This window comes from Aristophania vespae, assembly GCF_009906835.1.
Classification (GTDB): domain Bacteria; phylum Pseudomonadota; class Alphaproteobacteria; order Acetobacterales; family Acetobacteraceae; genus Aristophania; species Aristophania vespae.
In genome coordinates, this window is sequence record NZ_CP047652.1 from 151,530 (window position 1) to 163,250 (window position 11,721).

At 44.4% G+C, this 11,721-nt stretch carries 6 protein-coding genes, 2 pseudogenes and 1 riboswitch; of the genes and pseudogenes, 5 read left to right on the forward strand and 3 right to left on the reverse strand.

What is annotated here, in order from left to right:
* Window positions 1–6 precede the first annotated feature (6 nt).
* The 3 genes and pseudogenes from GT348_RS00740 (at window position 7) to GT348_RS00750 (ending at window position 5,028) form a co-directional block, all read left to right on the forward strand.
* A pseudogene (locus tag GT348_RS00740) lies at window positions 7–3,177 on the forward strand (efflux RND transporter permease subunit).
* The gene (locus tag GT348_RS00745; protein ID WP_160618110.1) at window positions 3,167–4,642 is read left to right on the forward strand and encodes an efflux transporter outer membrane subunit; all 1,476 of its coding nucleotides are present in this window, start codon (window positions 3,167–3,169) and stop codon (window positions 4,640–4,642) included. The pseudogene GT348_RS00740 and the gene GT348_RS00745 overlap by 11 nt, the downstream one beginning before the upstream one ends.
* A gap of 29 nt (window positions 4,643–4,671) precedes the next feature.
* Complete coding sequence (locus GT348_RS00750) at window positions 4,672–5,028, forward strand: hypothetical protein (protein WP_236646528.1); 357 nt, start codon at window positions 4,672–4,674, stop codon at window positions 5,026–5,028.
* Here GT348_RS00750 and pnuC read toward each other — a convergent pair.
* The 3 genes and pseudogenes from pnuC to GT348_RS00765 form a co-directional block, all read right to left on the reverse strand.
* Window positions 5,025–5,603 carry a nicotinamide riboside transporter PnuC gene (gene pnuC / locus GT348_RS00755; RefSeq protein WP_160618111.1) on the reverse strand — a complete coding sequence of 193 codons (579 nt, stop codon included), beginning with the start codon at window positions 5,601–5,603 and terminating at the stop codon, window positions 5,025–5,027. The genes GT348_RS00750 and pnuC overlap by 4 nt on opposite strands.
* A 2-nt stretch (window positions 5,604–5,605) precedes the next feature.
* Complete coding sequence (locus GT348_RS00760) at window positions 5,606–6,748, reverse strand: phosphotransferase enzyme family protein (protein WP_160618112.1); 1,143 nt, start codon at window positions 6,746–6,748, stop codon at window positions 5,606–5,608.
* Window positions 6,749–6,751: 3 nt separating this feature from the next.
* Window positions 6,752–8,999: pseudogene (locus GT348_RS00765) on the reverse strand (TonB-dependent receptor).
* Window positions 9,000–9,181: 182 nt separating this feature from the next.
* Window positions 9,182–9,288, reverse strand: a riboswitch (TPP riboswitch).
* Between the two features lie 147 nt (window positions 9,289–9,435).
* Here GT348_RS00765 and rpe point away from each other — a divergent pair.
* Window positions 9,436–10,089: a ribulose-phosphate 3-epimerase gene (rpe, locus tag GT348_RS00770; protein ID WP_160618113.1), complete on the forward strand. Its 654-nt coding sequence runs from the start codon at window positions 9,436–9,438 to the stop codon at window positions 10,087–10,089.
* Window positions 10,090–10,094: 5 nt separating this feature from the next.
* Window positions 10,095–11,705: a heparinase II/III family protein gene (locus GT348_RS00775; RefSeq protein WP_160618114.1), complete on the forward strand. Its 1,611-nt coding sequence runs from the start codon at window positions 10,095–10,097 to the stop codon at window positions 11,703–11,705.
* The last annotated feature ends 16 nt before the right edge of the window (window positions 11,706–11,721 follow it).

Genomic DNA, 11,721 nt, shown 5'->3' on the forward strand with positions numbered 1-11,721 from the left:
TCACTGATGGGTCTGTCTCGTTATTTTATTGATCGTCCGATTTTTGCATGGGTGATCGGCCTGATTATTATGCTTGTGGGTGGTGTTTCCATCTTCAAGCTGCCAATCGCGCAATATCCAAGTATTGCGCCTCCTATGATTGCAATCACGGTTACTTATCCTGGAGCTTCGGCAGATACGGTTAATAACGTCGTTGTTCAGCCTATTTTGCAACAAATGACCGGTATCGATCATTTGGAATATATGTCCGCTTCCTCATATGGAAGCGGCAATATGGAAATTGATATCACCTTTGCGCAGGGCACTAATCCAGATATTGCTCAGGTGCAGGTACAAAATAAGCTTCAATTAGCGCAGCCGCGCTTGCCACAGGAAGTTACAGCACAGGGTATTAGCGTTACCAAAGCTGTTAAAAACTTCATGATGGTTCTGGCGTTCATTTCTACCGATGGTAGCATGAACAATTATGATATTGCGGATTATATTGCGTCTAATATTTCTGACCCATTATCTCGCGTTTCAGGTGTTGGTGATCACCAAATTTTTGGTGCCGAATATGCGATGCGTGTTTGGCTCGATCCTGATAAGCTCTTTAATTATGGGCTGACAGTTGCTGATGTTAAAACAGCTATTGAAAATCAAAATATTCAGGTTTCTTCGGGTGAGCTTGGGGGCTTCCGGCAGCAAAAAATATTGGTTTTGATGCTACCGTTATTGGTCCAACGCGCCTTAATAACCCCGATCAGTTCAAAGAGATTCTCTTAAAGGTTCAAAAAGACGGAAGTCAGGTTCGCTTAAAGGATGTGGCTCGTACAGAGTTAGGCGCACAAAATTACGCCACCACGGCATTTTATAATAATAAACCTGCTGCGGCTATGGCCCTCAAGTTGGCTCCTGGGGCAAATCAGCTGACAACTGAAACCGCTATCCGTGAAAAACTTGACGAAATGTCACAGTTTTTTCCGCCAGGGCTTAAACTTGTTTATCCGTTAGATACTGAGCCATTCATCACCCATTCTATTAGTGAAGTCGTAGAAACGCTGGCTGAGGCGATCGCGCTCGTCTTCATTGTGATGTTGGTCTTTTTACAGAATTTTCGAGCGACCCTTATTCCTACGATTGCGGTGCCTGTGGTGTTGCTGGGCACATTTGCGGTGCTTGCAGCTCTGGGTTACACCATTAACACCCTGACCATGCTTGCAATGGTGCTCGCGGTGGGGCTGTTGGTCGATGACGCCATCGTGGTTGTCGAAAACGTTGAGCGCGTTATGTCAGAGCAAAAGCTCTCTCCCAAGGAAGCGTCACGCGTTTCTATGGATGAGATTTCGGGTGCTCTTATTGGTATCGTATTGGTGCTTACGGCGGTGTTCCTGCCAATGGCTGCTTTTGGTGGTTCAACTGGTGTGATTTATCGCCAGTTCTCAATCACCATTGTTGCAGCTATGTGGCTTTCCGTTGTGGTGGCTGTGATCATGACACCAGCTTTATGCGGCTCAATGCTTAAACCTGGTCATCATGAAGTAAAATTTAAGCCAGCTATTTGGTTTAATAAATGGTTTAGCCGTTTCACAGATCGTTATGTGAATGGGGTGGAGCATATTTTGCATCACCGACGCCTGAGCATGATAGGTTTCGGTATTTTAACGATTATTGTGGCATTTCTTTTTACCAAAGTACCTCATGGCTTTTTACCTGATGAAGATCAAGGCCTGATCTTTGGTCAGGTTGCCATGCGCCCTGGTGCAACCAATGCTCAAACTGCCGAAGTCAATCATAGAATTTCAAACTATATTCTCAAAACTTACGGCAAAGATGTAGAAGCTGTTTTTTCTGTTAATGGTTTTAGCTTTGCAGGTCAGGGGCAGAGTGCTGGTGCATTCTTCGTGCGTATGAAGCCCTGGGACGAGCGTCCTGGTTATGAACATACGACAATGCATATTGCTAGCCAGATCATGAAACATTTTGCTGGTGATCCAGGGCATTAATCTATGCTCTTAATCCGCCTGCCGTGTTGGAGCTGGGTAACGCAACCGGGTTTGACATCGAGCTGGAAGATCGCGGCCATATAGGGCACGCTGCCATGGTAGCAGCGCGTAATCAGCTTTTGGCAAAGGCTAACAAAAACCCGCTACTTTCGGCAGTCCGTCCCATGGGGATGGAAGATGCCCCACAATATGTGTTGGATCTTGACCGTGAAAAGGCGAATGCTCAGGGGATTACAAACGAAGATATTAACACAACAATTCAGGGTGCTCTTGGCTCCATTTATGTGAATCAGTTTACGCGTAATGACCGTGTTAAGCAGGTTTATATTCAGGGTGAGGCCTATGCGCGTATGCGCCCAGAGGATTTAGCACGTTGGTACATTCGTAATAATCAGCGACTTCTGGTTCCATTTAACACTATTGTGGATGGGCATTGGGTTGTCGGTCCACAAAAGGTGGAAAATTATAACGGTAATAGTGCTTTTGAAATTCAGGGTCAGCCTGCAGCGGGAGTAAGTTCTGGCCGTGCTATGGCAGAAATGGAAAAGATTATTTCTGAACTCCCTGCTGGCGTTGGTTATGAATGGACGGGGCTTTCTTTTGAGGAACATGCCTCGGGCAATGCGACTGGGCCACTTTATGCTCTGGCAGTGATTGTTATTCTTTTCTGTCTTGCTGCTCTTTACGAGAGCTGGGCTATTCCTATCTCAGTCCTTTTAGTGTTGCCATTAGGTGTTCTTGGGGGATTTTGGCCACTTTAGGGCGCGGTTTGAGTAATGACGTTTACTTCCAGGTTGGTCTTTTAACAACCGTTGGGCTTGCGGTGAAAAACGCTATTCTGATTGTGGAGTTTGCTAAAGAGTTCTGGGAAAAGGGCGATACACTTGATGTTGCCGTGTTAAAAGCAGGGCGTGAGCGTTTGCGCCCTATTTTGATGACCTCTATTGCTTTTGTCTGTGGTGTGTTTCCGCTTGCCATTGCTACAGGGGCAGGATCGGCGGCACGTGTTGCTATCGGCACCTGCGTTGTCGGAGGTATGATTACGGCCACTATATTGGCAATCTATTTTGTGCCGCTTTTCTTTGTCGTTATTTTGCGCTTGTTCCGTGTCAAACGCTTAACGGAAAAGCAGGCTCTTGAAGAAGAAAGAATAAAATTAGCCCAGGGAGGGGATCAAGAAAATGCTTCGTAAAGCATCATCTTTTGGGCTGAGTAGTTTGTTCTTGCTGGCGTCATGTAATTTGGCGCCAGATTATCACCGCCCCGATGGTAAAATTTCAGCCAAATATCCTGCTGATACAAGCTCGCAGAATCAGAAAGCCTTGCGTAAGGTGACTGATCTGGGATGGGAGGATTTCTTTACAGATCCTCGCTTAAAGCGCCTTATTGAGCTGACATTGACTAATAACCGTGATTTAGCGTCTCAAATGGCTGCGATTGTTGAAGCACGCGGTCAGTATCAGGTCCAGAATGCAGCTCTTTTCCCTCAGATCTCTGTGGGGGGAAACGGTATGTATAACAGCCCGTCTGACGCAGCCGGTTTCTCTTTTGCTCCAGGGCAGGGTGAGAAAGCGGGTATGATACGTTTTTATCAAACGTCTATCGGCTTTTCTGCTTATGAAATAGATTTATGGGGCCGTATACGCAATCTCACGCGTAATGAGAAAGAGCTTACCTTAAGTGCTGCCGAAAATTTGCGTAATCTATGGATTACGACAGTTTCGCAATTAGCTGAGACTTATATTCAGTGGCTTTCTGACAAAAAATTATTGGATTTAGCACAACGCACTTACAAAACGCGTGAAGCAACATTGAAGCTTACGCAGCTTAATTATGATCATGGCCAAGCTAATGCTTTGACATTGGCGCAGGTTCAATCACAATTAGAGCAGACAAGTTCTGATATTGCTCAGCAAACGCGTGCTGTTGCTATAGATGAACATGCTCTACAGCTTATTGTAGGCAGGCCTTTGCCCGACGATTTGCCACCACCTGCGCCCATGGGGCAGCAAACAATGATTGGGGATTTACCAGAAGGTTTACCCTCTGATCTGCTGTTGCAACGCCCTGACATTCAGGCTGCTGAACATAATCTTAAAGGGGCTAATGCTGTCATTGGTGCGGCTAGGGCTGCTTTCTTTCCAAAGGTTTCTCTTACAGCTTCTGAAGGGACAAGCTCTCTTCAATTTCGAAAGCTCTTTAGTAATATAGCTCAAACCTGGAGTGTTTCGCCCAATATCAGCATACCCTTATTAACATGGGGGCAAAATACAGGTAATCTTCGTTCTGCCAAGGCAAGAGCCCAGGCTGCTGCTGTTCAATATCAAAAAACAGTGCAGACGGCATTCAAAGAAGTTTCAGATGCTTTGACAGCGCGTGAAACTTATAAAACGCAAGATACCCATATGAGTTCATTGGTTGGACAATCAAAAAAAGCATATGATTTAGCTTATATGCGTTTTCGTGCAGGTATCGATGATTATTTGACGACTTTGGTTCAGGAACGGCAGTTATATCAGGACCAGCAATCACAAATTATTGTGCAAGCTGCCCGCTTCCAGAATATGGTTACGCTTTATCGTGCCTTAGGGGGAGGGTGGAGCCGAAAAACTGAGCCTCAGCAAGTTCCTAAAACTGTGCTAAAAGTAGCTCAATAGATATATGTAGAGTGAGAGGATAGAGAAACATGAGCAAGCCCCTTATTTTTAAAATTTGTGCTGCCTTGCTTGGTGTTGCTTCAGTCTCACTCTCACATGTGAGTTTTGCTGATTCCGCCCCGACTTTTGGCGATGTTAAGAAAAAACCAACCCTTGATCAGCTCTATCGTTCTTCGCAATTAGTGCATAAATATGCAGATTTTAGCATGTTTCATTATGTACCAAAGGGCGATGACGTCGTTGAGCAGCCTGAAAGATCACGCCTTTTATTTCGTACTAAACACGGCTCACCTGACGGCTATGCTGAAAGAAAAGGAGAGGTCATCTTTTACTATAATGCAGCCGGCAAGCTCATACGTGTTCAAAAACTCTCCGGAGAGTCTTAGATTTTATTTTTAGCTCTGCGGCCCCATTCTATATAGCCGTAAATTGATAGTAAGACGAAGCCAGCAAAAAGGGCAGATGTTGGATACAGGGCGCGATTGATAAATAATCCGCAATAAAGTGTATCAATCACAATCCATAAAAGCCAGTTGGCACGATAGCGTTTTGCGGTCCAATATTGTGCCAAAAGGCTACTACAACTTAAGCCAGCATCTATAAAAGGGGCAGGATCATCTGTCCATTTATAAAGGCTCCACCCCCATAAATTTGTGCCTATGATGATGAAGAGCATTCCTATAATTAAAGCAGGGAGTGTAAGTGGCTCCAGCACTAAATATGTCGTGTCCTGCTGCTCTCTTTTTTGCTTCTTATATTGCCCTATCCATGAGTACCAGGTGTAAATTGTAGAGGTAAAAAAAATCCCCTGTAGAACCATATCGGCATAAAGCTTGGCGTTAAAAAAAATCCAGCCATAGACAAGGCAGGCTAGCATTGCAAAAGGGCCATTCCATAAAGAACGGCGTGTGGTGAAGAAAACACCAGTGGCGCTTAGAAAAACGCCAATATATTCAAGCATGATTATTCACTGATTGATGTAGAGGGGAGAGAGTTCAAAATTGTCTCAAGGTGAGACAGGCATGATTGGCCATCTTTTGCCAAAAACCATTTTAAATGGCCAATGAGATATTTCTTATAAGCAATTTCGGCTCCCGCCTGGTCATTAAGAAAAAAGCCGTAATAAGAAATCTCCGATAAAGCAAAAGCAATATGTGCCAGAGGAAGGCTAACTTTAATGAGAGTTCTTTCGTCTTTTGTTAAGGGTCTTGAAAGCGTATAGCCCTTTAAAAAGGCAGAGAGCAAATCATAAGAAACGGCTTTCGGATTTTTAATATCAACCCAGCGAATAAAACTGCGCTCAATTGCAATGGCTATGTCAAACGCTGCAAAGCTTTGGTCACTTAACCCAAAGTCAAACGCCATTATGGCTTGATCATTTTTCCAAGCAAGATTTGAACCATGCCAGTCACCATGGCCCCATAACGGCGTTATGGAACTAAAAAACGGGCGTAACTGGGCATGAAAAGGCTCTAAATAAGTAAAGAGCTCTTCTTGCCAGGGCCAATTCTCTAATATTGCCGCAAGATGCGGTTGGGTTTCGATCCAGCTTTCCAAACTCGTTTTTAAGTGAGATGAAAGTAATGGTTTAGGGGTGGATAGTAAAAGGCAGTCTTTTTTAGGAGGACACTTATAAGAAGCACTGGCTTTATGAAGCTGGGCTAATAACTGCCCTGCAGAAAAAGACTGAGCCTCTGAATGATAGGGCTCCCAGGAAATGGTATCGCGATATAAGTCCCGGCCAGGGAGCGGGGGGAAAAGTTCATAAACCCATTCTTTAGTTACGGTAATCGTACTTTCATTCTTATTTTTTAAGGGCTGAAGAACGGGAAAATTTTTCTGAACTAGATGACTTATAAAATTGTGTTCTTGCTGTAGCGACTGAGGTGAACGAATGAGAAGAGATTGCCGCTTGAGAAAAAGCTGAGTGCCATTAGTAAGTTTGATCAAGCCTGCTGAAGAAAAAGGCCTTGGACTGTGCCAACTTATAGTGTCGATAGCCGCGCTTAATCCATAAGCATTGACTATAGGTATGACTTCTTTTTCTGTAAGGTAGGGCCAATCTCTTGCTCTGGTCTTATCATCTATACCTAATGAGTTTGTCATTGGTTAGAAACCTGATCGTGCAGAGAAGAGAAGAGCAAAACCGCCCCCTATGTAATATTGCGGGGCCTGCCCTGCTATGACTGCACCACGGCGTCCGACAACATTATGAGCATTAAGTTGAGTGGAAGCCACGCCTGAAAGATAATGCTGATTGGTAATATTTAAAAAATTCAGCATTAAGGTTGGCTGCTTTAAACGGTCATAATCTGCGAAGCGATAGCCCAGATTCAAATCTGCTGTAATATAAGACGGAATTCTTTCGTCATTCATAAAACTAGCATATTGCCTGCCAGTGTAACGGGCAGTGAATAATCCAAAAACATGGCTATCATCATAACGCACCCCTATGGCCGCCTGCACATGAGGGCTTCTTACAGCTGTTTTACCTGCCGTAGGTAAATAGTCACCATTGACGGGAAGGTCATTATCAATCGTTGCATGAAGATACTCGAAAGACGCATAGGGACTAAAATGATGAAAGGGGCGTGTGCCTAATTCTATATCGACACCACGGGATGTTTGTCCCCTGCATTTATAGTCGAGGAAATTTGCGAGCCATTTTGCTGGATGATGGTGGAAATTTGGCGGTTGGTAAAATTATAGTTGAAAAAGGTAATGCTCCCTGTAATCCAGTCTCCTGTACGGCGATATCCAAATTCTTCTGCGATTGAATATTCATTTTTTAGTTTGGTGGTCCCTCTGCCCAAAGGCCCGGAGATGTGACATCGTAAGTGTCGTAATAAGTTGTTACTGCTGGAGCGCGAAAATTTGTAGTTGCGTTAAAAAATAGCTGATCCTGCGGTGTGATATTCCATCTTAATCCAAAACGTGGAAGAGGTTTGGCGCTATTTTGACTTACATTATATTGCGGACCTGGGACATTATTTGTGCCGACCCGCGATAACATGACTTCCTTAAAGCCAATATCCATGGCCAGTTTATCATGAAAAAGAGAGATATGATCACCGATAAAAATGGCGTTTATTTGGGCTGTCGTATGGAAATCAGCTCCTATAAGGCGTCTGCCATCTTTTAGGTGAATATGATTTCCATGTCCCCAGATTGATCCTGCTGATCCATTTGCATCAACAAACCGAAAAGCTTGCTGTTCATGATCGTCGGAATAATCGTACCAGTAGCCCAGAGTAAAATTATTCCATCCTGCTTTTGCATGTAAGGCCGCCGTAAAACCTGAGCGGTAACTTTTTTGCTTGTAATCACTACGGACAAGAGACGCATCTTGCCCTTCTGGAAGGGGTAAGGGCCGATCTATGGCCTCATGACCTAAGTAAATATTATCGTTTTCGAGCACCATACCGCCAGGTGCACTTCCGTAAGCACGCTGGGCATATGGTGTGACATCAAGAGAGAAAACGTCATCAAATTTTACATGAACCGGCGCTCCTACATAAAGCGTTTCCATCGGTTCACGCCACAACTTCCAGTAATTTTCATTACTAAGAGGATGTGCCTTATCGTAATGCTTATTTAAATTATTGTGGATACCGTTTTGCTTCCAGTCATCAAGTGAAACTTGTGGGTAAAAGCTTGTAATGGCTCTGTTCCAAGAGCCAAGAAAACTAGCTCGATTTTCTTCTCCCCATTCTTTGAGGAATTTGAAATCCACATGTTGCCGTGTGTCATGACCGGCACCGCGCCAATTATCTGTATGGCTATTAGAATAAGAGACGAAGCCTCTCACACCAGTTTGACCAATTTCACCTGTTTCCAAGCGAATAAAGCCACGGCGCATATTATTTGAGCCATAAGAAAAAGAGGCTAATCCACCTGATTTGAAAGAAGGATCAAGATAGTGGATTGATAATAATCCCCCTACAGCATTCAGAACCGGGCTGTCTAAATCAGCTGAGCCTTGTTGTAAGGCAACTTCTGCGTAATTTTCTGTATCGGCAAATTGTCCGGGGGCTATGTCATAATAGGCCAGATCATTCATGGGCATGCCCTCAAGGACAGCTCCAATAGAGTTTGAACCTAAACCACGTACACTCAAATTAACATGGGGTGATATGCCAAAAGGGTCTGACATAGCCACATTGGCACCAGGTAACAGAGCTACTAGTTGGTAAGCATTATTGGTTGGTGCAACGACATTTATATAAGGGCGCCCCACAACACTCTTTGCCTGTGTTCCATGTTGGGAACGGATGAGACCACCACCACGTACATTTGCTGTAGAGCTTCGTGTTGTGATGACCTCTACTTTAGCCGCTGTAACGGTGTTATCTTTAATTTGCGTCGATGTGTTAGAGGACTTACTTTTAGCCCAGGAAGAGTTGTAATGTAACAAACCTAAGATAGCGACACAGCTATAAGAAATAAAAGACGTGCGCAAGAATCTTCTCCTCGAAAAACGATGGGGAAGATCCGGTGACGCGACGTTAGTTCAGGGGCTAAATAGACATTTCCAGACTATTTTAGCATTAATTCCTGTCCCTTCGCCGGTATGAGCCGGATCAGGTTCAAAGGGTCCGGTATAACCATCTCAGCCTCACAGTTAGGAGACACCCCTCGGAACGCTAAAGTGATAAAACAAAGATAATAATCTGTCCAGAAAAAGCTTTTATGTCAGGAATAAGGCAATACTATCTTGTAAGTCATTGTAATAAGGACAATATAAGATTTATGGGAATACCTCAAAATTATTTTATAAGCTAATTGGAGCAAACATGCCGATTATAGCACCTAGCCTTTTATCGGCGGATTTTTCAAATTTGCGTCATGAGCTAAAGGATGTGAGTAGCGCTCCTTGGTTGCATTTGGACGTTATGGATGGGCATTTTGTGCCTAATATATCGTTTGGAATGCCCGTTATTAAAGCGTTGCGGCCACATAGTCAGGCCAAGTTTGACGTTCATCTTATGATTGAACCAGTTGACCCATATTTAGAGGCTACAGCTCAGGCAGGGGCAGATCATATCACCGTTCACTGTGAAAATAATCCGCATCTCTACCGTACATTACAAACGATTCGTAGCCTAGGCTGCAAAGCTGGTGTTGCAATTTGTCCGGCAACTCCGCCTGAGGCTTTGTCCCAAATAATGGATATTGTCGATATTATTTTGGTTATGAGCGTTAATCCTGGATTTGGCGGGCAAAGCTTTTTGGAAAGCCAGTTACCAAAAATCCGCACATTAGCTGATATGATCAAGCAAAGTGGTCGTTCCATCATATTAGGTGTTGATGGGGGAATTGATCAAAACACAGCACCGCGCGTTTTAGCGGCGGGGGCTACCATGCTGGTGGCTGGCTCTTCTATTTTTGGACAACCAGATCGTAAAGCAGCCATTGAAGGTTTGGTAAAGCTTTCTCATGTATCATAAACTTGATGAACGAAGTTAATTTATGGCGTCGGTTAAAGGTTGCTGTTGCTCATCTTCCTATCCATCATAAATCATCGGTGAAACCTAGTTATGTTTATCGAGATTTAGGGCAGGGGGATGTAGAGCAAGGCGCTTTACTGGTTGAAGGTCGTTTCCAGTTTGATCAAAAAGACTATGCCATTTCTCCGCAGAAAGGCTGGCATGAATCCTGGCCGGCTGAGCTGCAAAAGGTGCTTTTTACTTTTGGGTGGTTGCGTGACTTAAAAGCATTAGGAACAAATGAGGCACGTCTTTGCGCGCGTGGGCTCATAAATGCCTGGTGTGAGCGTCCACAACAAAATGACATCGCGCAAGACGGCGTCATTATGGGCCAAAGACTAGCAAACTGGCTCGCTCATTATGAATTTTGCCTTGAGACCGCTGCTGAAGAAACGCAAAAACGTGTTTTAGATGTCATGCTAAAAGAAGGGCGTATTTTAGCAGCTTTGTTGCCACTTCCTCCTCATGGATGGGAAGGGCTGGCGGCCTTGCGTGGTCTTTTGGCTGCTTTTATGGTTTTGCCGGAACAGCAGGGATTTTTATTACGTTTTCAGCGCTATTTACAGCCTGAATTAGAGCGCCTCATTTTATCAGATGGAACCGTCACTGAGCGTAGCCCTGAAGCTCAGTTTCAAATCGTGAGAGAGCTTTTAAGCTTGGTTTCGATGCTTAATGCGCTTCATATTTCAACACCTCCAATTGTCTCGCAAGCTCTAGAAAAAACATGCTCGGTTTTGAGGGCCCTCTGTCATGGTGATGGAAAATTAGCTCTTTTTAACGGCTCATTTGAGCGCAGTGCGTCAGAGATACAGACACTTTTAGAGAGAGCAGAGCGCTACAGGGTCATTACGCCTATTTTGCCGCAAGGTGGGTTTATAAGACTTACCTTGGGACGTTCTCTTTTGCTCGTAGATGCAGCTGTTCCCCCTCCTTATGGTTTCGATTATCGCGCTCATGCAGGAACATTATCATTTGAATTTTCCTATGGTCCTCAGCGTTTATTTGTAAATTGTGGTTCGGCTCTTGGTGGGGGGTGGAAAGGGGCATTACGTGTGACAGCGGCACATAATGCACTAACAGCCGAGGGAGAATCGTCTAGTGAGTTTGGTAAGGATGGCCACATAACCCGGCGGCCTTCTCACGTGAGTTATGCCCATAAAAGCACAGCAAAAGCTCACTGGGTTGATCTTTCCCATGACGGTTTTCATGCACCTTTAGGTGCTGTCTGGTCCAGAAGCCTTTATCTTGGCGCAGATGGTGAGGATCTTAGAGGTCAAGAGGTTGTCGAAGGGGAGCGTGATCTTTCTTTTAAAATAAGATTTCACATCCATCCCAGTGTTCGTGTTGTGCAAGAAGACGAAGATGTTATTTTACACGCTGAGGGTTCTATTTGGAGGTTTAGACAAAACGGGGGCAAATTAAAGGTAGAAGATGACCTTTATCTCGGTCAGAGACGTCCAGAAAAAACGCGCCAAATTGTTCTCTTATCCGAACCAGGCAAGACAATAGATAGTCAGGCAAAAAAACTGTTGCGCCGACAGAAAATTATTTGGGTGCTTGAGCGAGTACCTGACTGAAAAGGAGGGGCTTGTC